This is a genomic window from Methylobacterium sp. TK31 (genome assembly GCF_055361545.1).
This window is the reverse complement of record NZ_CM143964.1, coordinates 3,016,663-3,039,274: the sequence shown is the minus strand read 5'-3', so window position 1 is coordinate 3,039,274 and position 22,612 is coordinate 3,016,663. Positions and strand designations below refer to the sequence as shown.

Here is a 22,612-nt window from a genome sequence, read left to right as displayed (position 1 = left end):
ATCTCGATGGGCGCCTGGATGTGGCGGAGCATGCAGGCGCGCGACCTCGGGCAGGTCGTCGCCCTCGCCGACCGCCTGTTTCCGGACCATCCGGAGGCGGTGTCGTGTTTCGCCGAGCGGCTGGCGCTGGGAGCCGACCTATGCCTCAGCCTGAGCGATGAGGAACACAACATCGTGGGTTACGCGATGGCGTATCCGTGGCCGCTGGGGTGTATCCCGCCCTTGAACGAGCCGCTGGCGCCGGTGCCAGTGGCGGAGGGCAGCGCCTACCTGCACGATCTGGGAATCGACCCGGAATTTTCTGGGTGCGGGTATGCGCGTGCCGGTCTGGCGACGCTGGTCGCACGGGCTTGCCGGGCGGGCGTGCACTGCCTCGCCCTAGTCGCCGTCAACCGGTCGGCCGCGTTCTGGCAGCGTCAGGGATTCCGAATTCACGAGCTTGATCCTGTAATGGCAACGAAGCTCGCGACCTATGGCGCAGAGGCGCATTACATGATCTGGTCCCTGTAAGATCCGATCAGCGCGTGGCCGTGGCGCTCTCCAGGAACTTCACGAGCGCCTCGCGGTCTTCGGCCTGGGTGATCATCTGTTCCGGCATCCGCGTCCCGGGGGTGTAGCGGGCGGGGCCGATTTCGAAGAGCTGGGCGATGGTTCGCGCGTCCCAGACGATGTCCATGGCCTTCAGGGCGTCGGAGTATCGATAGCCGGGCGCGGTGGCGATCCGCCGGCCCATGATGCCGGCGAGGGTCGGGCCCGCGCGTGGTCCGTCCTCGGGGGTCAGGGCGTGGCAGGCGACGCAGGCGCGGAACACCTCGGCACCGCGATCCCCATGATAGGCGGCGAGCGTATCGGCGGGACGGGGCATCGCCAGGGCTCCTATCGGCTCGCCGGTCAGCGCATTCCAGCGGCGGACCAGGCGGTCGCTGCCGCCGGTGAGAAGCTCGCGTCCATCCGGCCGCCAGGCGATGGACCAGACCGGAAGGCCCGGGCCGACGAGCCGGTGAAGGACCGTCGCCGACTCCCGGTCGATGAGCGCGACCGCACCCCCCGCGGTTGCGGCCGCGATTCGGGTGCCGTCGGGGGAGGGGGCCAGGGCGATCACCGGATTGGGTCCGACTTCGATGGACGCGCGGACGGTGCCGTCCGGGCGGAGGAGGCGCACGACCGCGTCTCCGCCCCCGACCGCGACCTCGCCATCCGGGGTCACCGCCAGTGCATTGAGAATGGTCGGCAACGTGAGGACGACCGGAACGCCCTTCGGATCGTCGGCGGAGGGCCAGATTCGCAGCGTCGCGTCGTAACCGGCGGTGACGGGCCGCCCGTCCGGCAGGAAGCCGACGGCGTTGACGTTGCCCTGATGGCCCTCGAGCACCCGGGCCGGCCCACCGGCGATGGGCCGGATGCGGGCCGTCCCGTCCCACGAGGCCGAGGCCAGCAAGGTCTCGTCGGGGGAGACGGCCAGCCCCGCCACCGGTCCGGTGTGTTCGGCGAACACCCGCTCGGGCTCGGATTGGCCGGCCTGCCAGAGGGCGACACGGGCATCCTCCGAAGCCGTGACGAAACCGCCGTCGGCCAGGGCCGCGACGGCGTTCACCGCACCGTCATGAAAACGCAGGACGGTCAGTGCGGTCCCGGTATCGATCGCCCAGAGGATCGCAGCCTGGTCGAAGCCGCCGGATATCGCCAGCCCACCCCCCGGCGCGACGGCCAGGGCCCGCACCGGGCCGCCATGTCCGCGCAACTGTGCATCGGCGGGTGACGCGGACAGGCATACGGCGAGGAAGCAGACGGCAAGTGCTTGCAGCAACGTTGCGTGCTTGACCAAGGCTTCGTCGAATCCCCGCAACGCATCCCCCGGGATGAAGCGCCGGAACGTCGGCGCGCCATCCAGATCTAGACGATCCACCGCCGGAATGTCGCTGCTCGAGGACGGGACCCGGTGACGCGGTATGTCCGGGAGCCGCTTGATCATCGCTCGGCGATGGCGCATCGCTCAGGGCATGATCGCTCCCGCCCGCAGCGCCATCGAGACGGAGGCCGGTTCGTCCGCATCGGGACCCGCACCGCGCCGGACCGCGTCCTCGGCCCTGATGCCCCTGGCACAGGCCGTCGGCGCGCTGACGGAACGCTTGGCGCCGGTCGCCCCCGAAGCCATGCCCCTCGGCGAGGCCTTGGGCGGGATCTGCGCGAACGACTGTCACGCGACGCGAGCCATCCCGGATCGTCAGACCGCCCTGCGGGACGGCTGGGCCGTTCGGGGCGCGGACGTCATCGGCGCTTCGGCCTATGCGCCGATCCTCGCTCCGCGCGGACTTCTGTGGATCGAGGCCGGTGACGAGCTGACGGACGGCACCGACACGATCCTGCCGCCCGAAGCGATCGAGGGGACGTTCATCGTCGCCGATGCCCCCATCGGGGAGGGCATTCGTGCCATCGGGGCGGAAGCCGCGCCCGGCGCCCTGCTGGCGGCCACGGGTCAGCGGATCACGGCTCTGCACCGCCTCGCTCTCCAGGCGGCCGGGATCGAGAGTATCGCCCTGCGCCGGCCGCGCCTGACCCTGGTCGTCGCCGGGGCGCCCGAACGCGATACCCTGTCGCCGCTCCTGGCACACCTCATGGCCGAGGAAGGTGCGACGGTCGCCGAGGTCGTGATCGCTGGGACACCGGAGGCGATCGCGGACGTGCTCCGGACGCAGGATGGCGATGCCGTGCTGGTGATCGGCGGCACGGGGTTCGGTCGGAACGATCATGCCGCTGCCGGGCTGGCCGCGGCAGGAACGCTGAAGGCGCACGGCATCGCCCTCAGGCCCGGCGAAACCGCAGGCTTCGGCGAGGTCGGAGGACGCGCCGTGCTGTTGCTGCCGGGGCGTCTCGATGCGGCTCTGAGCGTCTTCCTCACCCTCGGTCGCCCGCTGATCGCGAAGCTGTCCGGAGCCGTTCCCCTCGCGGAGATCTCCGCGCCCCTCCTGCGGAAGATCGCCTCCACCATCGGCCTCAGCGAACTCGTCTACGCCCGCCGGACGCGCGACGGCCTCCTGCCGCTGGGCAGCAGCGATTTGCCTCTCGCCAAACTGATCCAGGCCGATGCGGCGATCCTCGTCAGTCCGGAATCGGAAGGCTGCGCCGCCGGCAGCGTAGTTTCGGGCCTATCCCTGTGAGCGCCGAAGTGCCGAGCGACATCGATTCCGACGAAGCCGACTTTCTCGTTCGGCTGGCACAGGCCGCCCGCCAGGAACAGTTCCTTACCGTCGTCAGTCGCGAAGAAGCCATCGAACGCTTCCGGGCGGCCGTGCCGCACGTAGCCCTGCCGTCCGAGACCGTCGCGCTCTCCGACGCCCTCGGACGGGTGCTGGCCCACGACGTCGCCTCGCCCATCGACGTACCCCCCTTCGACCGCGCCCTCGTCGACGGCTTCGCGCTCCGTGCCGCCGACACGGAGGGTGCTGGGGAGGCCGAGCCTCGCCGCCTGACGCTCAACCGTGAGATCCTCGCCTGCGGCGTTGCGCCGGCCCTGGCCGTGGCCCCCGACACCGCGACGCCGATCGCCACGGGCGGGGTCGTGCCGCGTGGTGCCGATGCCGTTGTCATGGTGGAGCAGACCGAGTTCCGGCCGGACGGCTTCGCGATCGACCTCGCGCAGCCGGCGCGGCCGGGCCAGTTCATCGGCTATGCCGGGGCCGACATGGCCTCGGGCGAGACCGTCCTGCGCAGGGGGATGCTGGTCACCGCGCGGGAGATCGGCATGCTGGCCGCCTGCGGAATTGCCGCCGTCGAGGTGGTTCGCCGCCCCCGTGTGGCGGTCCTGTCCACCGGAGACGAACTGGTCGCTCCGGGTGAAAGGCTCGTGGCGGGGTCGATCTACGATTCCAACGGACCGATCGTGGCTGCCACCGTGGTCGAGAACGGTGGCACGGTATGGCCGCTCGGCATCGTTCGCGACGACGAAGCGGCCCTGGAAGCGGCCCTGCGCGCTGCCGTCGCTGAGAGCGACATCGTCGTACTGTCGGGCGGGACCTCGAAAGGCGCCGGCGATGTCTCGCACCGCATCCTCCAGCGTCTGGGCGAGCCCGGCATCCTCGTGCACGGCGTCGCCCTGAAGCCCGGTAAGCCCCTCTGCCTCGCGGTGGCCGGTGGGACGTCCATCGTCGTGCTGCCGGGCTTTCCGACCTCGGCGATGTTTACCTTCCACGATGTCGTGGTGCCTCTCGTACGGGCAATGGCGGCCCTGCCGCCGCGGAAGGAAACCAGCGTCACCGCGATCCTGCCCCAGCGGGTCCCCTCCGAACGCGGCCGAACGGAATTCGTGATGACCGCCCTGGCGGAGACGGAGGACGGCCTGCGTGCGCTTCCCCTGGCGAAGGGCTCCGGTTCGGTGACAGCCTTCTCGCAGGCCGACGGCTTCTTCGCGATCCCCGCCGCCCGAGCCGGCATGGAAGCCGGCGAGACTGTGTCCGTCACCCGCCTCGGGGCCGGCGTTCGGCCGCCGGACCTGACGATCATCGGAAGCCACTGCGTCGGCCTCGACCGGGTGATCGGCCGCCTCGCCGAGCGTCGGCTCCGTGTACGGCCCATCTGGGTCGGCTCGGCCGGCGGACTCGCCGCCCTTGCCCGGGGCGAATGCGATCTCGCCGCGATGCATCTCCTCGACGGCGAGACGGGAATCTACAACCGGCCGTTCCTCTCGCCCGGCATGGTGCTGGCCGAGGGTTGGGGGCGCCTGCAGGGTATCGTCTTCCGGCCGGGCGATCCGCTGTTCGAGGGCCGTTCGGCGGCGGAGGCCGTGGCGGCGGCCCTCGCCGAACCGGAGACCGCGATGGTCAACCGCAACACAGGTTCTGGAACCCGGGCCCTGATCGACGGCCTCCTGAAGGGCGTGCGCCCGCCGGGCTTCTGGAACCAGCCGCGCTCGCACAACGCGGTGGCGGCGGCAGTGGCGCAGGGCCGGGCCGATTGGGGCGTCGCCATCGCCACGGTGGCGCGCGCCTACGGCCTCGGTTTCCTGCCGCTCGCCGACGAGCGCTACGATTTCGCTTTCCGGGGCGACCAGCGTGACCGGCCGGCGCTGGCCGCGTTCCTGGCTTGCCTGCGCGAACCCGAGACCCGCGCCCTCCTGGACGAAGCCGGGTTCTCGCCCGTGGACGCATCGTGAACCGCGCGCGTGTCATCGGCCTCGCCGGCTGGAGCGGCGCTGGCAAGACCACCCTCCTGTCCCGTCTGATCCCGCTGCTCGTCACCCGCGGCATGAAGGTGGCGACGATCAAGCATGCGCACCACGCCTTCGACGTCGATCGGCCCGGCAAGGATTCCTACGTTCACCGCGAGGCCGGAGCTTCTGAGGTCATCGTGTCCTCGTCGCGGCGCTGGGTTCAGATCCACGAGATCGGCGATGAGCGGGAGGCGGGGCTCGGCGACCTCCTGCGCCGTCTCTCGCCTTGCGACCTCGTCATCGTCGAGGGCTTCAAGCGCGAGGGCCACGCCAAGCTCGAGGTGCATCGCACCGCCATCGGCAAGCCTCCGATCCATCCCGACGATCCCCGCATCGTCGCCGTCGCGAGTGACCGGACCTTCCCGGAGGCCGTGATACCGGTGATCGATCTCGACGCCATCGCGGTGATCGCCGATCTGATCCTCGCGTTGGCGGAACCGCTGGAGACGGCGCTGGCGCATGTGGAGGGATCATGGCCCAGCTGACCGATGATTGCTTCGCCTTCGGCGGCGCGCTGATGCGCATCGAGGACGCCGTGGCGCTGATCGGCGAGCGCCTCCCGGTGCTCGCCGGCGCCGAGTGGCTGGCCCTCGGGCAGGCCGACGGGCGGATCGCGGCCGAGGACGTGCCGGCGCTGCACGATGTCCCCCCATTCGCGAACTCGGCCGTCGACGGGTACGCGGTCCGGCATCGCGACCTCAGCCCGGATGGCGAGACGCGGCTCGCAGTGCGTGGCCGGCTGCCGGCGGGTGCGGCCGTCGAGGCCGTGACGGCCGATGGCGGAGCGATCCGGATCTTCACCGGTGCTCCGATGCCGCCGGGTGCCGACACGGTCTTCATGCAGGAGGACGTGCGGCGCGAGGGCGATGCGGTCGTGCTGCCGCCCGGGCTGAAGCGGGGCGCCAACGCCCGCGACGCCGGCGAGGACATCGCGCGCGGCGCCTGCGCGATTCCGGCCGGACGGCGCCTGCGCCCGCAGGACCTCGCCCTCGCGGCGGCCTCGGGGCACGACCGGATCGCAGTGCGCACCCGCCTGCGAGTGGCCCTGTTCTCCACCGGCGACGAACTCACGGAGCCCGGAGCGCCGCTGCCTTCCGGTGCGATCCACGATTCGAACCGGGTGATGCTCGCGACCCTGCTGACGCGTCTCGGCGCCGCCGTCGTGGATCTCGGCATCCTGCGCGACGAGCCCGACGCTCTCTCCGTGCGCCTGCGGCAGGCGGCACGCGACCACGACCTGATCCTGACCTCGGGCGGCGTGTCCACGGGCGAGGAGGATCACGTCAAGGCGGCGGTCGAGGCGGTGGGTTCCCTCATGTTCTGGCGTCTGGCGATCAAGCCTGGCCGTCCGGTGGCGATGGGCGTCGTCGACGGCACGCCGTTCGTCGGGCTCCCGGGCAATCCCGGCGCCGTCTATGTCACGCTCCTTTTCGTGGTGCGCCCGCTCCTCACCCGCCTCGGCGGCGCCCTCGACGTCGCGCCCCTCGGCCAACCCGTCCGGGCGGCCTTCGCCTATCGCAAGAAGGCGGGTCGGCGCGAGTTCGTCCGGGTCAGCGTCGCCCTCGGTGGCGATGCCGTCCTGGAAGCGGTGAAGTACCCTCGGGAGGGCGCCGGCGTTCTCTCATCGCTGACGGAAAGTGACGGGCTCGTCGAACTTGGCGATGCCGTGACGGCCGTGGCACCGGGGGACATCCTCACCTTCTACCCGCACGCCGTACTCTGGTAGCCGAGGGTGGCGCCAGCCGCACGGGTGGCGGCCTCTACCAGCCCGGCCAGCACCGCTTCATCGACGCTGGTCCGCGCCGCCAGGAAGTAGGTTTCCCAGCCGAACGGGTGGAAGGCGAGGCCGAAGCGCTCGGCAACCGCGGGCGTCCCCATCCCGACATCCGCCGCGCCGGTAGCGATCAGTGCGGCGACGGCCTGGTGCGTGAATTCCTCGGTCTGGGCGCCCCGGATCGCCCCCATGTCGAGGCTGGCTTCGGCGCAGAGGCGCTCGAACCAGATGCGGGTGCCGGCCCCGCGCTGACGGTTCACGAAGCGCAGCCCGAGGCGGGCGATGTCTTCCACGCACGTCACGCCCCCTGGATTGCTCGGGGGCAGCATCAGACCCTGCTGGCGGCGGAACAGCGGCCTCACGGTGAGGTCCGGGTCGCGGAACAGGACGTCGAAGGGCGACGGTGCCGCGCCTTCCGAGCCGTAATGGAAACCAGCTGCCTCCGCCGAGCCTGCACGGAGGTGAGCCAGTGCATCGAGGCTCCCGGCCACGGCCAACTCAATGCCTGGAATGTCATCGAGGATACCCAGGAGCAGGGGATCGTGGCTCGCGGCGAGCCGCAGCGTGGCAGGCGCACGAATCTCCAGCGACCGCAACGCCACGGCGGTCCGGTCCGCCTCGGCGGCGAGGATCGGGCCGAGCCGGTCGTACATCTCCGCCAGCGCGGCGTGCAGCGCGCGGCCATAGGGTGTGAGGGCGGTGCCGTGGCCTTTGGTCTTGATCGTCACCGGCTGTCCAAGCGCCGTCTCGAGGCTGGAGACCCGGCTCCAGGCCGAGCGATAGGAAATCCCGAGCTTCCGTGCCGCCGCGAGGAGCGAGGTCGAGCCGGCGAGTGCATCGAGCAAGGCAAAGGTCTGGCGCAGTGCGAGACCGTTCCAGTCGCCATCGGCCTGCAGTGCCAGGACCGTCGACGTCGGCATCAGCAAGGTCTTTCCTATTGATCTTTCCGTTCACCCCGTATCATCCCGTGAGGCTTCGTACAGCCCGGGACCGATGCTTCAGACCTTCCAGGAGACGATTTCACGTCTGGCCACCCTCGACCGCGACGTCCTCGCGATCGCTTGGTTGTCCCTGCGCGTCAGCCTGACGGCCGTGGGGATAGGGCTCTGCATCGGGATTCCGGTCGGTGCATTCCTGGCGGTGGCGAATTTTCCGGGTCGGCCGGTGCTGGTCGGGCTTCTCAACGCCTTCATGGGTCTGCCCCCGGTCATCGTCGGGCTGATGCTCTACCTCGTGCTGTCACGTTCGGGGCCACTTGGGTCCCTCGGAATCCTGTTCACCCCCGCCGCGATGGTGGCGGCCCAGGCGGTGCTGGCGACGCCGCTCATCGCCGCGCTCACGCAGCAGGTGGTGGCCGATGCGGAGGCGCATCTCGGCGAGCAGCTGCGCTCGCTCGGCCTGTCGGCGCTGCGCCGGGCGCGGGCGCTGATTCACGACACCCGCTTCTCCCTGGTGACGACGGCGCTCGCCGCCTTCGGACGGGCGATCTCGGAGATCGGCGCCGTACTCGTCGTGGGCGGCAACATCGACGGTCACACCCGCACGATGACCACGGCGATCTCGTTGGAGACCCAGAAAGGCGACCTCAGCCTCGCCCTGGCCCTCGGGCTGGTGCTGATCGGCCTCGTCGTGCTGGTCAACGCGGTGGCGGCGATCCTGCGCGCCCACGCCGTGCGCGCCTACGGCTGACCCGATGCCCGCGATCGAACTCGACAGACTCACGCTGGCTCGAAACGGCACCACCATTCTCGATGGCCTGAGCGCCCGCATCGCCGCCACCGGCATCACGGCGCTGATTGGGCCGAACGGCGCTGGCAAGAGCGCCACGCTCCGGGTCATCGACGGCCTGCTCAAGCCCGATACCGGCGCGGTACGGATCATCGGCGAGGGCCTCGTCCGCCGTGCCTTCGTCTTCCAGCGGCCCGCCTTGCTGCGGACGAGTGCCATCGCCAACGTCGCCCTCGCGCTGGAGCCCCTCGGCCTGTCGCGGAGCGAGCGGACGAGCCGCGCCCGCGCCGCGCTGGTCCGCGTCGGCCTCGGCGACCGGGCGGAGGCACCGGCGACGCGCCTTTCCGGCGGCGAGCAGCAGCGTCTGGCCCTGGCGCGCGCCTGGGCGGCCGAGCCGGACCTCCTGCTTGCCGACGAGCCAACGGCCAACCTCGATCCGGGCGCCACCGAACTGGTGGAAGGCCTCATCGCCGACATTGCCCGGCGGGGCGCCAAGGTCGTGCTCGTCTCCCACAATCTCGGACAGGTCACGCGGCTCGCCGCCGACGTCGTGGTGCTCGCCCGCGGGCGCGCCGTCGAAGAGGGACCGACCCGAGCGCTCCTCACTTCGCCCCAGGCCCCCGAGACGCGGGCCTACATCACCGGAGAACTCCCTTGGACATCCTTCGCCGCGGCCTCCTGACCTTCGGCCTCCTGTTCGCCCTCGACGCCGCTTCCGGCCTGCGGGCCGAACCGGCCTCCATCGTCGTGGCCTCCACCACCTCCACCGAGCAGTCGGGCCTGTTCAAGCATCTGCTGCCGCTGTTCGAGGCGAAGTCCGGCATCGCCGTGAAGGTCGTCGCCCTCGGGACCGGCCAGGCTCTCGATGCGGCCCGTCGCGGCGACGCCGACGTGGTGCTGGTGCACGACCGCCCGGCCGAGGAGAAGTTCCTGGCCGAGGGTTTCGCCACGAAGCGTTGGGACGTGATGTACAACGACTTCGTCCTGATCGGCCCGAAGACCGATCCGGCGGGCGTACGCGGCGGTGACGTCGTCGCCGCCTTCGACAAGCTCGCGGCAGCCAGGGCCCCCTTCGTTTCGCGCGGCGACCGGTCCGGTACGCACAGTGCCGAGTTGCGGACCTGGAAGGAGGCGGGCGTCGACCTCGCGGCGGTCAAGGGAGATTGGTACCGCGACATCGGCCAAGGCATGGGCCCGGCGCTCAACACGGCCTCGGCCCTGAACGCCTACCTGCTGGCCGATCGCGGAACTTGGCTCTCCTTCAAGAACCACGGCGATCTCACGATCCTCGTGGAGGGCGACAAGCGCCTGTTCAATCCCTACGGGGTGATGCTCGTCGATCCGGCCCGGCACCCGGGCGTGAAGGCCAAGGAGGGACAGGCCTTCATCGATTGGTTGGTCTCGCAGGATGGTCAAGCCGCCATCGCGAGCTACAAGATCGATGGCAAGCAGCTGTTCTTCCCCAGCGCCGGCCAGTAGCCGTAAGGTCCGCGAATCGACGGCCGCGCGCGATTCGGACCGCGCGACCGTTGCAGGAAACTCAGCGGATGTTGCCCGATTGCCGCCGCCGCGCGACGTACCAGACGCCGAGCGCGATCACCGCGATCACGAGGCTGAGCCAGATCCAATTGAAATCCGTGGCCGCCGCATTGGCGGCCGAGGAGTTCGAGCCGGCCGGTCCGGTCTCCGGGATCGGCGGGGCCGGATTGGTCGCTTGGGCGAGGGCTGTGCCGAGGGTCGCGGTCCAGAAGAGGACGGTGATCGCCAGGGTGCGGGGCATCGGCATCATGTCCTGGGTTCCTACTTCTCGGCCTTGCGGGCCGCGCCGTACTGGAAGGCCGGAGCTGCAGTGAGCTGCGCCTTCGTCATCCGGATCTCGGCTTCCACGGGCACGCCGCCGGCCAGGGCCGTGGCGCGACCCGCCGTCGGCTTCTTGGTTTCGTCGACGGTGCCCGTAGCCGATGTGACCTGATCGGTGTGCTTGTTCTGGACGGCGCCGAGCACCTCGCGGCTGGTGTCGGCTCCCGGCATCGTTTCGGGCGTCACCCGAGCGGCGGCCTCGGCGCTGGGTTTTGTCTCCGGCGTCGTCACCGAGGTCGGCCCGCTCGTAAGGGGGACATCCTTCATGTTCCAAGCGACCGTGTCGTAGGCGACCGCCACCAGCTTCTCACCGATGCCGAGGAAGCCGCCGACGCCGATCACCACGGCTTCGACCTTGCCGGCGTCGCCGATGAGCACGTCCTCGATCGATCCGACGCGCACGTGATCCATTCCGACCACCGGCAGGCCGATGATCTTCGAGCCGCGGATGGTGCCCGGCAACGCTAGCGCAAATCCGCTGCCGCTGTCCTGCGCGGCCGGCTGCGCAACGGCGCGGCCCTCGGTCAGGGCCGGAACGGCGAGGAGGGACACGGCGAGGAGCAGGGCACTCCGGCGGGGGGTCGACATGGCAGACTCCACGAAATCGGCTGGCTTCGCGGAACGCGAACAACCGCCGGACAACGCACCGGCAGCGCTGAGAGTTCAGGTCGGCCCTCCGGTCAGCCGCGTGCGATTTGACTCTCAGCCCCGGTCGGGGCTGATCTCTCCGCTTCGCCATGCTGTTCACGCATCTCTCCGACGACCTGTTCAAGCCCCTCGCCTCGTCGAGCCGGGCCTTCAATGCGGCCTTGCTGCTGCACCTGCACGGCCGCGTCTTCGGGGACACAGCCGAACCGCTGCGCAAGAGCGAACTCCTGATCGCGATCGGGGACTTCGCCGCCGATTTCGTTGACCGGGAGATCGACGACGAGAGCGCGGTACCCGTCGAGCCAAGCGAGCGTCGTTCGGTGGTCTATCGCCGTCTCCTCGATGCCGGCTGGCTGGTCGAGCGGCGAGAGCGCTACGTCCCGGTGGTCGAATTCGACCCGGAGGCCCGAATGGTCATCGAGGAACTGGCGCGCCTCGACCGGGGGGAGCGACGCTCCTACGGGGGCGCCGTCCTCGATGTGCTGGGCAGCCTCGAGAGCGCCATCGCCAACCCGGCCGAACGCTCCGAGGCCCTGGTGAACGCGGCCAAGTCCGCGCGCACCTTCCTGAGCCATCTGCGCAGCCTCGCCGGATCGATGCGCAAGAGCGAGGAACGCATCCTGCGCGAGGCGAACCAGGGCGTCGCCCTGCGGCTGTATTTCGAGGAGTTCGTGGCCCGTCACCTCGTCAGCGACTACCGGACGCTGCACACACGCTTCAATCCGTTCCGCTTCCGGTCCGGTATCGTGCGCGAGGCCGGCCGGGCCCTGCGCGATCCCCTGACCCTGCGGGCACTGACCGATGCGGGCCTCCGGGAAGGGCGAGCTCCGGACCGTGACAGCGCCGAGCGGGCGGTCCGCAGCGACCTCGCCGAGATCCTGGCGATCTTCGAGGGGCTCGACCGCCACCTCGATGCCGTCGCGGACATCGTCGCCCGGCTCGAGCGCCGGATCGCCGCCACCCTGCGCTACCTCGACCATCGAGACTCCGACAGGATCGAACGGACCGCCGCCGCCTTGCGCGCGGTGGCGGGTGCCGACGACGATCTCGCCGGCCTGCCCGATCCCCAGGTCTCGCATTTCCGGCCGCCGATCGGGGAGCCGCACTGCTATGCGCCGCGTCTGCGCCGTGCGGCGATCGAGTCGGAGCCGTTGCCGGAGATCGAGATCGACCCCGTGATCGAGGCCTTCATCGCGGCCAAGGACGCGTTCCGCGAGCGGGTCGCGGTGACGCCCGAGCGCGTCGTGGCCTTCGTCGAGGCTCGCATGGGGCCCAAGCGCAGCATCCGCGGATCGCAGATTCGAATCGCCGACGTCGACGACTTCGTCGTCTTCCAGCGCCTGCGCGAGATCGACGTCCTGTTCGACGGCTCACTTCGTGCCCGCTACCGGCTCTCGCGCGTTGAGGGCCGCGTGGCGAACGGTTGGCTGGACTGTCCGGATTTCCTACTCGAGCGGGCGCCCACGCTACGCCGGTGAGCGTGGCTGTTCCGGTCTCCGGCCAGGTCTATGCTTGGCTCTGCAAATCATCACTCGCCGAACTCGGGTATCGATGAATCATCGTGTCGACTCCCGGCTCTTGGCAAAAGTCCAGGGCGGGTTCATGCTCGTCTCGATCTCGCGCGCAAGACGCGAGACGAAGAAACAGAAGTTTGCGGGAGCGTTCGCCCATGACCGCCGCCAAATGCCTGATCAAGAACGCCTGGATCGCCGCCGAGGTCGGTCGCGAGCGCTGCGAGCGGGTTCTCGTCGTGGAGACCTACATCGCCGTGAGTCCCCTGGAACCGAACTACGATCCGGTCCGCTACGAGACCATCGTGGCCGAGGTTCAGCGCGTCCTCGCGGCCAATCCCTCTCTCGATCGAGCCTCGATCCTCAGCATGCACCGCGACACGGCCTGCCTCTCCCTGTTTCGCGCGACGCCGGCCGTGGCCGCCTGATCACGGGTCGCGGGCGGGCCAGCAAGCCCTTGGCGCGACGTGCGGGGAGGGGCTAGAGACACCCACCGGCGCGGGCGCATTCCGCGTCCCCGGGGTCCGACATGCTCGAAGCCTTTCGCGCCATCCTCGACGGCGAGGAGCCGCCGCCGCCCGGCGCGCGCGCACCTTCGGAGGAAGAACTCACGCGTGCGCTCCAAGTGATGCTGAAAAGCCAGTGCGTCTATGCCGGAACGCCTGGCATCGGGCGCTCCTACGAGCTGGCCCGGCACTACGCCCCGTTCTTCCAGGCCTACTTCGCCTGCCTCGGCTACGGTTTCGAGGTGATGCATCGCGACCAGATGGTGTGCCTCCGGGTCCCGCCGGACGGCGTCCGCCACGATGCCCAGGCCGAGCGCCTTCGTAAGGACGAGACCCTGGTGCTGCTCGCCCTGCGCCTTGCCTACGAGGAGGGCCTGCGGGCCCACCGGGTCACTACCGACGGCGTCGTCGAATGCACAACCGACGACATCGTCGAATCGATTCGTACCGCCACGCGCAGCGATCCGCCGGAGGAGGCGCGCCTTACCGAGATCCTGCGCCTCTTTGCCCGTAAGGGCGGCCTGCGCCTCGGCGAACGTGACAAAGTCGAGAAGATCACGCCCCTGATGATCCTTCCGGGGATCGCGGTGCTGTCGCCGGATGCCTGGATGGACCAGATCCGGGCCTGGGGCGCCGCGCGTGGGGCCGAGGAGGCCTGACGGATCGGGCTGCGATCCAAGCTCCGCGAGAGCCCTCCTCACCCGCTGGTCTCGGCGCGACGACCGGAGACCGCTCGCCGCGATAGAGCCCCACGTCCCCAACCCGGCATCGGCCGCGGCTTGCATCGGCGACGCTCAGCGTCCATTCCGAGGCGGTCTTTTCCGCTTCGGGACCCCCAGCGCCGGCCGTGTACCGCCTCACCGACATCGTTCTCTCCAACTGGTACCTGATCCGCCGCGAGCAGATCCGGATCCGGGGCGCGGCTGCGCTGGTGGGACCGACGGGTGCAGGCAAGTCGACGATCTTCGACGCGGTCGGCACCGTGCTCGCGGGCAACAACGCCAGCCGCCTCGCCCTCAACGCCTCGGCCTCCGGGCGCAGCGCTCGGACCGTGCGAGACTACTGCCTTGGCTGGATCAGCGACCCGGCCGAGGGCGGACGCCCGACGCGCGAAGCTTGCGAGACGCTGATCGTCCTCGTGTTCGAGAACGAGACGACGGGCCGGGTCGTTTCGGCCGGCCTCGCCCTGGCGGCGCGGGCCGAGGACAGCCGCGAGACCACCCTCTCGCGCTTCGTCCATGTCGGGCACCGCTTCGAGGTCGCCGACTACGTTCGCGAGGCGGCGGGCGGCAGCTTCGTCGCGCCTTGGGCCGAGATCGCCAAGGACCTCCGGACTCGCGGCGAGACCTTCGACGAGTACCGCGCTTCCGGCGAACGCTTCACCGCCGAACTGCTGGGTATGCTGCGCGAGGGTGCGGCGGTCCCGGAGCCGCGCCATTTCCTGCGCACCTTCTCCAACGCCGTGGCGTTCAAGCCGATCTTCGATTCCTCGGCCTTCGTACGGTCCTTCGTACTCGAGCCCGAGCCTCTCGATGTCGCCCGGATCCGCCAGTCTGTGGAGACCTGGCGGCGCCTTCTCGAGACCATCGAGGAACTGGAGCGGCGCCTCTCCCACCTCGCTCGCATCCTCGGACGCTATGAGACCTGGGCGGAAGCGAGCCTCGCCTCGGCGCTCGGCGACCTGCGTGCCGCCGATGCCGATCTGCGCCGGCGCATCCTCGACAACGTCACCGCGCGTCAGGCGCTTCGTGACGTCGCCGAGCGCCTGCGCATCGCCCGGGAGAGCGTCGCCACGAGCCAGGGCTTCGTCCGCGAGATCGACGGCGAGATCGCCGGCAAGAAGGCGCTGCTGGCCGGCAGTGCCGCCGAGGGCCGCCTCGCCGCTTCCAATGCCGGCCTCGCCATGCTGGCGCGTGACCGGCGCGACCTGGCTGCCGGTGTCGGCGAATTGGTTGGAATCGTCCTCGATGCCGGCAAGCTCGCGGTGATCGTCAGCGAGATCCGCAGGATCTCGCCTGAGGCCGCCCGCCTCGTCGAGGCCTGTGCCCGTTCCGGCCTGCGCCGGGAGGCCAATCCTGAGGAAACGCTACGTTCCGACGGGCCTCTCGCGGCCCTGATCGGTGGGCTCGCCGGGATGCCGCAGATCGCGACGCCCCTCGAACGGGCGGCGGAGGACGCGGCCCTGCGCGCCCGCGCTCTGGAGAATGAGGCTCAAGCCCGTGCGCCGGCCCCGAATCCGGGCCGGGCGTCGGCTCCGCGCCTGTCCTCCGATGTCGGAGCCTTTCGCGAGGAACTGGCGCGCCTCGGCATCGTCGCGACACCGATCTGCGAGTTGGCCGAGATCACCGATCCGAAATGGGGGCAGGCGCTGGAGGGACTCCTCGGCGGCGCCCGCGAGGCGCTGGTGGTGCAGCCCGACCGCCTCAACGAGGCCTTCGCACTTCTCGAAGCGCGCAAGAGCCAGTTCTATCGCTGCCTCCTGGTGAAGACGACCGACACGGCCCGGCGCCGCGGCGGGCGGGACGACGAGGGTCCGCTCGCGCTGATCGAGACCGCGGACCCCCATGCGCAGGCTTTTCTCGGCGCGCGACTCGGCGGCTACGACCTCGCCCCGAACGACGCCGCCCTCGCGCACATGAGCCGCGCCGTGGCGCCGAGCGGGCGCTCCACCTCGGGCATGGCCTATTCCGTGGTCCGCCCGGTGCAGTTGATGATGACGCGCGGTCATCGCGGGCCGACCGCCGAGAGCCGCCAGGATTGGGAACAGGCGGTGGCTGAGGCGCGCCGGGCGCGTGCGGAAGCGGATGTCCTGCGCGAGGCCGGCCGGATCGCCGCCGCCCTAGCCCGTCGCCTGTCCGAAACCAGCCTCGACCTTGCCGAGCTGCGGGCCGAGGCGGATGCGATCGAGGGCCGCCGCCGCAGCCTAACCACCGAGCGGGAGACCGTGGAGCGCGCAGGGACCGGCGTTCTGGAGGGCGAAATCGCCGAGCTCGCGAAGGAGCGTTCAGCCTACCTCACCGAACTCGTCCAGGTGCTGGAGCCGAAGCGCGACCTGCTCCTCGGCGAGGAGGCCGGCCTGAAGGCCAAGGTGGCGTCGAGCCGCGAGGCGGCCCGGGCCGCGCTGCAAGCGCGCCGGACCGCCTACCAGCGCTGGAGCGGCGGCGACAGCATGCGCATCCGCCTCGTCCGCCCGGACGCTTTCGACCCGCAGGGGCTGGCCAAGCTGCGAGCCGAGCGTGCGGACTTCGATGCCAAGGCATTGGCGAGCCTTGCCAACACCGCCCGCGCCCGTGCCCGGGAGGCGGCCGAGACGGCCCGGACGCAGGGGAGGGCGGCCGAACGGGACCTCGCCGAGTACTGCGTACAGTGGCGCGTCGAGAATCCGCTGGGTGCCGGCGATGCGCCGGCCTCGTTCGGCTATGGCTGGGCGAAGCGGGCCTACGACGAGGTGGCGGGTCATGAGCTGCGGCGCTATCGCGACCAGGCGAAGCGGGCGGAGAGCGAGATGCGCCGCCTGATGATCGAGGACCTGCTGACCCGGCTCGCCGACAAGTTCGAGCGCGTCCGAGCCCGCCTCGATGCTCTGAACGAGCGCCTTTCGAGCCAGACCTTCACCGGTCAGACCTATGCGTTCGAGGCGGAGGTCGACCGGCGCTATGCCGCCGTCCACGCCCTGGCCACCGAGGTCGCGCGCTCCCCCGACGCCGCTCAGGCGATCCTGCCGGACGAGGGCGGTGCGATCCCGGACGGCCCGCTCTCCGCGGCCATCGACGAGATCACGGCCCTGATCGCAGGCGAAGAGAGTGCGGCGCGGCTCGCCGACTACCGGAACTACTTCGTCTACGAGATCGGCATGCGAGACCGGGCGGGCAACCGCACGACCATGTCGAATCGGGCTTTGCGCGGGTCCGGCGGGGAGGCGCAGGCGCCGTTCTACGTGGCCATCGCCGCCTCGCTCGCGTCGGCCTACTATCCAGGCGACCGGCCGGGCGACGAGAATCCGGGGCTCGGCCTCTGTCTCCTCGACGAGGCGTTCTCGAAGCTCGACGTGCGCAACAGCCAGGCCCTCGTCGACCTCTACCAGGCCTGGGGCCTGCAACTCCTCATCGCAGCGCCGGAGGACAAGCGCACCACGTTGACGGAGGTGATGGACACCATCGTCACCGTCTACAAGAGCCCCGACCTCACTTCCGTCCGGATTGAGGCGGAGCATCCGCTGGAAGCCGCCAAGCGTGCGCTCGCGGCGATCAAACCCGAGCGCCAGGGCATAGAGGGCTTCCGGATCATCGACGCCGCCGAGTAGGGCGGCTGCGCTATCAGACCGGTTCCGGGCCGTACCAGGTGAAGTGCTTCTTGACCGGCTCGATCACCTCCCAGGTGCCGGAAAATCCGGCGGGCGTCACGAAAGCGTCGCCAGCCCGGTAGGTCTTCGCTACGCCCTCCGCGTCCGTGACCGTCACGACACCCTCGATCAACTGGATGAATTCCGCCCGGCCGAAATCGATGCGGAACTTTCCAGTCTGGCAGGTCCAGATTCCAGCCGCGAAGAGGTCGTCGGGGCTCCTGTAGATGTAGGTCGCCGTCTGCTCCGGTTTGCCCGACAGGATATGCGAGCGCTCCGGCCAATAGGCGGTTTCCTTCGGCTGAACCGCCGGGAAATCGTGGGTCCTGCGCACCGGCCCCTCGCGCAGCGGGGGAGGGCCGGAAACCTGGCGCCAGGACGGCATGGTCCCGACGAGAGCCATCAGCGGCCCCGCGAACGTGTGAAGCAAACGTGCGATTTCCATCCGGCACCTTGAGCAGATCTTCCGGATCAGATTCACGGAAACGCATCGGATCCGCAAGTTTTTCAAAGTTACTCAGCATTCCTTCGGCCGAGTTTCGTTAATAAACTCTCAAATAGGATTTTCGTAAACACGATCAACAATATTCGGTGCCGTCACGGGATTATTCCACGATCGATCACTGGCCGGCTGGCCGGCCGGTCATTCAGAAATTGCGCTCCTCGTCACGACCTCGGCAATCGATGAATCATGCTCTGCCATCACCCTGGCGACGCGAACCCGGAGAATGTCCAGAGAAGTGAGTTGACTGTGCGTTGTGATCATACTCTCGCATCCAACTTACGGATCGGGCCTATCGGCGTCGCTAGGGACCTATCAGGTCCCACATCATCGCTTGCGCCGGATGGGCGAATTCTCAGAAGGGAGAACCCAACCGCAGCGACGACCTGCCGGACGGTGAAGTACACCGAGCGACCCCTCGCGACACACGGTCGTTCGAGACGGAATCGAAAAGTCATCATCCAAACCACGATGGCACGACAGTATAACATTTGTTTGTTGGGTATCGAACATACAGTCGAGTGATGGCATCATACAGATCGGACTCGAGAACTGCACTTGCGTCGATTGTATTTTGCGGGCTTACTTGCACGACGGATTTGAGGGAATCGCACGACGTCTAACAACGGGATCGATTTGATGCAAACGAGGAGACCACGACCTAGAGTGGTTACGGGCGCTGGCGGGATCGTTGCCATCGAAGACATCGCAATCGGGAGTTCGTGAGATGGTGCAGGCCCTCAGCAGCTCGGCGGTCGTCGACCGGCCCATCTTCTCGGCGACGGAATCGTCGGCGTCTCCGTTCCTGCAGAAGCTCGACGCGTTTCACGACCTGTCATCCGAGGATCGGAATGCTCTGTCGCGACTCGTGACGACAACGAGAGATTATCCGGCCCATACCGACATTCTGCGCGAAGGAGAGCCGGTCGATGGCGTGCTGATCGTTCTTCGGGGCTTCGCTTGTCGCAACCAGTTCCGTCAGAACGGTGCGCGCCAGATCACCGCCTATCTCGTACCGGGCGACCATTGCCATCTCGAAGCCGGCCTCATCAACCGAATGGATCATACGGTCAGTACGCTCTCACCCTGCCGCGTCGCACGGGTCACGTCGGAAGCACTGCAAGCCGTCGCCCGTCAGCACCCGGCTATACGCCAAGCCCTCCGGATGAGCATTCTCGTCAACGAGGCGACCTTGCGCGAGTGGATCGTCAATATTGGCTGCCGCACCGCAGTGGAGCGCATCGCGCACCTGTTCTGCGAACTCCGAGTGCGCCTGAGCAGCGTCGGGCTCGCACGGGGCATGACCTATGATTTGCCGCTGACCCAGAGCGACATCGCCGTCACGGTCGGATTGTCGAACGTACACGTCAATCGTTCACTCCAGGCCTTGCGGCGACAGCGTCTCATCGCGCTCTCCGGGCGGCGGCTGACCATCCTCGACTGGCCGCGTCTCAGCGAACTGGCGGAATTCAATCCGAGCTACCTGCAGCTCGGGCAGCGGAGCCTGGATGGCTGAGGCGAGCCGGAGCGGCAGCCGCTGCCCCAACTCGCTGCTGTTGCTCAGGATTTTACGGTAGACTGGGGATCGACGGTGCCGGCTTCGGTCGCCGACTGGTCGTCCGATGCCTCCTCGAATGCTTGCATCCAGGCCGCACGGTCCTCGCTTCCCTCGGCGTAGGGGCAGCTCTCGCGCTGCTTGCCATAGAGGCGGGCATTCCGGCCCTTGATGAAGGGGCTGTCGCTCGCGGTTGCGCCGTCACTCATGTGTGCTGTCCCGATGATTGCGCGGCGTGGAATGATCCGGACTGGGTCAGTTTCGTCGCCGTGTCGCGGGTCAACCCAAAGCGCTCCGGTCTGGTTCATCCTGTTGGGAGCGCACTGACGCGATCGTGCGGGCGCTCTCACGCGCCGCGCGGGTGGCCTAGCGCGACGGCGCGGCGCAGGATGCGGGACAGGTCCTCCACCGAGTAGGGCTTGCGCAGCAATTCGAACCCGTGCGTGCCCTGCTCGGCGATGACGTGGCTGTATCCTGAAGCCAGGACGACCGGCAGCCCGGGGTGACGGGTCCGGATCGCCTGTCCCAGGTCGATCCCGTTCATGCCCGGCATCACCACGTCGGAGAAAATCACGTCGAAGGCTCGCTCCGCCGCTTCAAGTACTTGAAGGGCCTGCTCCGCATCAGTGACCCAGCGGGTGACGTAGCCGAGTTCCTGGAGCGCCTGGGTGGCGAAGGCGCCGACCTCGAGATTGTCCTCGACTACCAGCACGCGTGTTCCGTGGCCGTCGGCCAGGATGGCCGGTTCCGACAGATCCGCCTGAGGCGCCACCGCGCCGCGGTTTCGCGGTAGGAACAGGGTGAAGGTGGTGCCGCGCCCGACGGCACTGTCCACTACGACCTCGCCCCCGGACTGCTTGGCGAAGCCGAAGACCTGGGACAGGCCGAGGCCGGTACCTTGACCAACCCCCTTCGTGGTGAAGAACGGCTCGAAGATTCGGTCCAGTACCTCCGCTGGAATGCCCGAGCCCGTGTCCGAGACCGACACCGCAACGAAGTCGCCCCGGACCCGAGGATGCGCTCGGACAGCTGGGATCGCGAGTGTCCGGGTCACCCGAATTCGAAGGCGGCCCTCGCCATCCATGGCATCGCGGGCATTCACGACCATGTTGACGAGGGCGGTGTCGAACTGGCTCGGGTCCGCGTCGACAAGGTAGGTCAGCGGCGTTCCATCTGCGGCGAGACCCGGATCGATCTCGGTCTCCACCCGGATACGGGCGCCCGTGAGGGTGCCCACCATGTCGGCCACCGAGGCGACGCTCCGTGCCACGTCGAAGACTTCGGGGCTGAGGGCTTGGCGGCGCGCGAAGGCGAGGAGCTGACCGGTCAGCTTGGCGGCCCGCGAGACCGTATCGGAAATCGCCCCGATGTAGCGCTGGCGGCGCTCCTCCGGCAGGTCTGGCCGCTTCAGGAGATCGGTCGAGGATTTGATGACCGTCAGGAGGTTGTTGAAGTCGTGGGCGACGCCGCCGGTGAGCTGGCCCACCGCCTCGAGCTTCTGCGACTGGCGCAACTGCTCCTCCAGCACCTTCCGCTCGGTGACGTCGCGGCCGGCGGCGTAGAAATGGTCGCCTTGAGGGATCGCGTTCCACGAGATCCAGCGCACGCCGCCGTCGGCCGTCCGCATACGGACATCGATGTTGTCGAGGACGTTGCCCTCGGTCAGGCGCGTGAAGGCGTCGGTCGCTGCCGGGATGTCGTCCGGATGCAGGTGGGCATCGAACCGCGAACCGGTGAGGACGTTCGCCGGCCAGCCCAGCATCTCCGACCAAGCCGGATTCACCGCCCGATAGACGCCGTCGAAACCGCAGATCACGAGGAGGTCGCGACTGGCGCGCCAGACGAGGTCGCGCTCGGTCGTCCGGTCCCGCGCCGTGGTGCGCAGCAGGGTCTCGGCCTCGCGCCGCTCGGTGATGTCGTTGAAAAGAATTGCGACGCGGTGCTGGACCGGCTCGCCCACGCGCAGGGCATGGACGTCGAACCAGCGTCCGAGGGCGACCGCACCGCTCTCGAACCGCACAGGCCTGCCCGTTAGGGCGACTTCGCCGTAGATCTCGAGCCAGCGCGGTTCGAGATTCGGGATCACCTGGCTGACCCAGCAGCCGACCACGTCACCGAGACCGGCCTGGCGTTCGAAGGCCGGGTTGACCTCGAGGAAACGATAGTCGACGGGACGGCTGCCGGAATCGAACCGCATCTCGACGATGCAGAACCCGGCATCGATGGCATCGAACAATGTCCGGTAGCGCGCCTCGCTCTCGGCGAGCTTACCCTCCTCCGTGCGGAAGCGGGTGACGTCGAGCTGGCTGCCGAAGAAGTAGATCAGCCGTCCGTCAGGGGCGAAGACGGGGCTGACGTAGAGTTCGTTGCGAAACGCGCTGCCGTCGCGATGATAATTGACGATCTCCACGACGACGTCGCGCCGGGCCGAGATAGCGTCGCGGACCCGCGCGACTTCGGCGGGGTCGGTCCCGCTTCCCTGGAGGAAACGGCAATTGCGCCCCAGCAACTCTTCCGCCCCGTAGCCGCAGAGATCCTGAAAGGCACGGTTGGCGAAGACGATGGGGTTATCCGGCAGGTTCGGGTCGGTGATGATCATCGGCATGCGGGTCTTCTCCGCTGCCGTGAAGAGGAGGTCCGCGCTCGCGGCCGAGGTCCGCTGGCCCGGATTGGGCGCATGGATCATGGCATCGCGCTGCGCTCGCAGCGCTAATATCTCCGCCTGGAGTGCCAACTCTTTCAGACGATGCTGTTCGCGTGCGTCGTCCATGACCCCCCGTGTCGTCTCGAACGGAACGCTTCGCAGCGGGAGCCACCGGGCCCGCGTCGCGATTCGTGCTGCGTGACGCCTCCCTAACCGACGTCCGTCGGCCCGTCGATGATGCGCTGTCCCGATGTACCGATCCACGCCGGAACCAACACGCAGACCGTGGATTGCGATAGACGCAAAACGGAGACCTATGCCTGCAGGCCACTGGAC

20 protein-coding genes are annotated in these 22,612 nt (G+C 68.9%); 13 read left to right on the top strand and 7 right to left on the bottom strand.

The window, feature by feature from the left end; genetic code table 11:
• Positions 1–30 precede the first annotated feature (30 nt).
• Positions 31–510: a GNAT family N-acetyltransferase gene (locus ACXJY8_RS14065; protein ID WP_463769873.1), complete on the top strand. Its 480-nt coding sequence runs from the start codon at positions 31–33 to the stop codon at positions 508–510.
• 7 nt (positions 511–517) lie between these two features.
• On the opposite strand, the gene ACXJY8_RS14060 is transcribed toward ACXJY8_RS14065, so the two are convergent.
• A complete protein-coding gene (locus ACXJY8_RS14060) occupies positions 518–1,804 on the bottom strand; it encodes a c-type cytochrome (protein ID WP_463780629.1) in 1,287 nt (428 codons plus the stop codon).
• Positions 1,805–2,000: 196 nt separating this feature from the next.
• Between ACXJY8_RS14060 and ACXJY8_RS14055 the strand changes: the two genes are divergently transcribed.
• From ACXJY8_RS14055 to ACXJY8_RS14040, 4 genes are read left to right on the top strand one after another with little or no spacing between them, the layout of a single operon-like run.
• Complete coding sequence (locus ACXJY8_RS14055) at positions 2,001–3,158, top strand: molybdopterin-binding protein (protein ID WP_463769871.1); 1,158 nt, start codon at positions 2,001–2,003, stop codon at positions 3,156–3,158.
• A gap of 8 nt (positions 3,159–3,166) precedes the next feature.
• Complete coding sequence (locus tag ACXJY8_RS14050) at positions 3,167–5,149, top strand: molybdopterin biosynthesis protein (protein WP_463769869.1); 1,983 nt, start codon at positions 3,167–3,169, stop codon at positions 5,147–5,149.
• Positions 5,146–5,691: a molybdopterin-guanine dinucleotide biosynthesis protein B gene (gene mobB, locus ACXJY8_RS14045; RefSeq protein ID WP_463769867.1), complete on the top strand. Its 546-nt coding sequence runs from the start codon at positions 5,146–5,148 to the stop codon at positions 5,689–5,691. The genes ACXJY8_RS14050 and mobB overlap by 4 nt, the downstream gene beginning before the upstream one ends.
• The gene (locus ACXJY8_RS14040; RefSeq protein WP_463769865.1) at positions 5,679–6,932 is read left to right on the top strand and encodes a molybdopterin molybdotransferase MoeA; all 1,254 of its coding nucleotides are present in this window, start codon (positions 5,679–5,681) and stop codon (positions 6,930–6,932) included. Before mobB ends, ACXJY8_RS14040 begins: the two co-directional genes overlap by 13 nt.
• Here the strand turns inward: ACXJY8_RS14040 and ACXJY8_RS14035 are convergent.
• Positions 6,908–7,900, bottom strand: a complete 993-nt coding sequence (locus ACXJY8_RS14035; RefSeq protein WP_463769863.1) for a substrate-binding domain-containing protein — start codon at positions 7,898–7,900, stop codon at positions 6,908–6,910. The genes ACXJY8_RS14040 and ACXJY8_RS14035 overlap by 25 nt on opposite strands.
• Positions 7,901–7,973: 73 nt before the next feature.
• On the opposite strand from ACXJY8_RS14035, the gene ACXJY8_RS14030 reads away from it, so the two are divergent.
• Genes ACXJY8_RS14030 through ACXJY8_RS14020 form a run of 3 tightly spaced genes read left to right on the top strand, consistent with a single transcriptional unit; the run spans position 7,974 to position 10,187 of the window.
• Complete coding sequence (locus ACXJY8_RS14030; protein WP_463769861.1) at positions 7,974–8,669, top strand: ABC transporter permease; 696 nt, start codon at positions 7,974–7,976, stop codon at positions 8,667–8,669.
• Between the two features lie 4 nt (positions 8,670–8,673).
• Positions 8,674–9,390: an ATP-binding cassette domain-containing protein gene (locus tag ACXJY8_RS14025; protein ID WP_463769858.1), complete on the top strand. Its 717-nt coding sequence runs from the start codon at positions 8,674–8,676 to the stop codon at positions 9,388–9,390.
• Positions 9,363–10,187, top strand: coding sequence for an ABC transporter substrate-binding protein (locus ACXJY8_RS14020; RefSeq protein ID WP_463769856.1), 825 nt, complete (start codon positions 9,363–9,365; stop codon positions 10,185–10,187). The genes ACXJY8_RS14025 and ACXJY8_RS14020 overlap by 28 nt, the downstream gene beginning before the upstream one ends.
• A gap of 61 nt (positions 10,188–10,248) precedes the next feature.
• On the opposite strand, the gene ACXJY8_RS14015 is transcribed toward ACXJY8_RS14020, so the two are convergent.
• Positions 10,249–10,497 carry a hypothetical protein gene (locus ACXJY8_RS14015; RefSeq protein ID WP_463769854.1) on the bottom strand — a complete coding sequence of 83 codons (249 nt, stop codon included), beginning with the start codon at positions 10,495–10,497 and terminating at the stop codon, positions 10,249–10,251.
• Between the two features lie 11 nt (positions 10,498–10,508).
• Positions 10,509–11,156 carry a PRC-barrel domain-containing protein gene (locus ACXJY8_RS14010; protein ID WP_463769852.1) on the bottom strand — a complete coding sequence of 216 codons (648 nt, stop codon included), beginning with the start codon at positions 11,154–11,156 and terminating at the stop codon, positions 10,509–10,511.
• A 149-nt stretch (positions 11,157–11,305) separates the two neighbouring features.
• Between ACXJY8_RS14010 and ACXJY8_RS14005 the strand changes: the two genes are divergently transcribed.
• From ACXJY8_RS14005 to ACXJY8_RS13990, 4 genes are all read left to right on the top strand, one after another.
• Positions 11,306–12,694: a Wadjet anti-phage system protein JetA family protein gene (locus ACXJY8_RS14005; protein WP_463769850.1), complete on the top strand. Its 1,389-nt coding sequence runs from the start codon at positions 11,306–11,308 to the stop codon at positions 12,692–12,694.
• A gap of 191 nt (positions 12,695–12,885) precedes the next feature.
• Positions 12,886–13,155: a hypothetical protein gene (locus ACXJY8_RS14000; protein WP_463769848.1), complete on the top strand. Its 270-nt coding sequence runs from the start codon at positions 12,886–12,888 to the stop codon at positions 13,153–13,155.
• A 101-nt stretch (positions 13,156–13,256) separates the two neighbouring features.
• Positions 13,257–13,892, top strand: a complete 636-nt coding sequence (locus ACXJY8_RS13995) for a DUF4194 domain-containing protein (RefSeq protein ID WP_463769846.1) — start codon at positions 13,257–13,259, stop codon at positions 13,890–13,892.
• A 188-nt stretch (positions 13,893–14,080) separates the two neighbouring features.
• On the top strand, positions 14,081–17,536 hold the full coding sequence (locus tag ACXJY8_RS13990; RefSeq protein ID WP_463769844.1) for an SbcC/MukB-like Walker B domain-containing protein: 3,456 nt from the start codon (positions 14,081–14,083) through the stop codon (positions 17,534–17,536).
• Positions 17,537–17,549: 13 nt separating this feature from the next.
• On the opposite strand, the gene ACXJY8_RS13985 is transcribed toward ACXJY8_RS13990, so the two are convergent.
• Positions 17,550–18,056 carry a cupin domain-containing protein gene (locus tag ACXJY8_RS13985; protein ID WP_463769842.1) on the bottom strand — a complete coding sequence of 169 codons (507 nt, stop codon included), beginning with the start codon at positions 18,054–18,056 and terminating at the stop codon, positions 17,550–17,552.
• A 748-nt stretch (positions 18,057–18,804) separates the two neighbouring features.
• Here ACXJY8_RS13985 and ACXJY8_RS13980 point away from each other — a divergent pair.
• Entirely contained in the window at positions 18,805–19,593 is a 789-nt protein-coding gene (locus tag ACXJY8_RS13980; RefSeq protein WP_463769840.1) for a Crp/Fnr family transcriptional regulator, read from the top strand.
• A 44-nt stretch (positions 19,594–19,637) separates the two neighbouring features.
• Here the strand turns inward: ACXJY8_RS13980 and ACXJY8_RS13975 are convergent, their stop codons facing one another.
• Both ACXJY8_RS13975 and ACXJY8_RS13970 read right to left on the bottom strand, forming a co-directional pair.
• Complete coding sequence (locus tag ACXJY8_RS13975; RefSeq protein WP_463769838.1) at positions 19,638–19,841, bottom strand: ribosome modulation factor; 204 nt, start codon at positions 19,839–19,841, stop codon at positions 19,638–19,640.
• Positions 19,842–19,978: 137 nt separating this feature from the next.
• On the bottom strand, positions 19,979–22,402 hold the full coding sequence (locus tag ACXJY8_RS13970) for a PAS domain S-box protein (RefSeq protein ID WP_463769836.1): 2,424 nt from the start codon (positions 22,400–22,402) through the stop codon (positions 19,979–19,981).
• Positions 22,403–22,612 lie beyond the last annotated feature (210 nt).

Coding starts and splice junctions, on each gene's coding strand:
- ACXJY8_RS13975 (WP_463769838.1), bottom strand. CDS start 19,841: ATGAGTGACGGCGCAACCGCGAGCGACAGCCCCTTCATCAAGGGCCGG.
- ACXJY8_RS14000 (WP_463769848.1), top strand. CDS start 12,886: ATGACCGCCGCCAAATGCCTGATCAAGAACGCCTGGATCGCCGCCGAG.
- ACXJY8_RS13970 (WP_463769836.1), bottom strand. CDS start 22,402: ATGGACGACGCACGCGAACAGCATCGTCTGAAAGAGTTGGCACTCCAG.
- ACXJY8_RS14025 (WP_463769858.1), top strand. CDS start 8,674: ATGCCCGCGATCGAACTCGACAGACTCACGCTGGCTCGAAACGGCACC.
- ACXJY8_RS13980 (WP_463769840.1), top strand. CDS start 18,805: ATGGTGCAGGCCCTCAGCAGCTCGGCGGTCGTCGACCGGCCCATCTTC.
- ACXJY8_RS14055 (WP_463769871.1), top strand. CDS start 2,001: ATGATCGCTCCCGCCCGCAGCGCCATCGAGACGGAGGCCGGTTCGTCC.
- ACXJY8_RS13995 (WP_463769846.1), top strand. CDS start 13,257: ATGCTCGAAGCCTTTCGCGCCATCCTCGACGGCGAGGAGCCGCCGCCG.
- ACXJY8_RS14040 (WP_463769865.1), top strand. CDS start 5,679: ATGGCCCAGCTGACCGATGATTGCTTCGCCTTCGGCGGCGCGCTGATG.
- ACXJY8_RS14035 (WP_463769863.1), bottom strand. CDS start 7,900: ATGCCGACGTCGACGGTCCTGGCACTGCAGGCCGATGGCGACTGGAAC.
- ACXJY8_RS14005 (WP_463769850.1), top strand. CDS start 11,306: ATGCTGTTCACGCATCTCTCCGACGACCTGTTCAAGCCCCTCGCCTCG.
- ACXJY8_RS14010 (WP_463769852.1), bottom strand. CDS start 11,156: ATGTCGACCCCCCGCCGGAGTGCCCTGCTCCTCGCCGTGTCCCTCCTC.
- ACXJY8_RS14015 (WP_463769854.1), bottom strand. CDS start 10,497: ATGATGCCGATGCCCCGCACCCTGGCGATCACCGTCCTCTTCTGGACC.
- ACXJY8_RS14030 (WP_463769861.1), top strand. CDS start 7,974: ATGCTTCAGACCTTCCAGGAGACGATTTCACGTCTGGCCACCCTCGAC.
- ACXJY8_RS14065 (WP_463769873.1), top strand. CDS start 31: ATGCAGGCGCGCGACCTCGGGCAGGTCGTCGCCCTCGCCGACCGCCTG.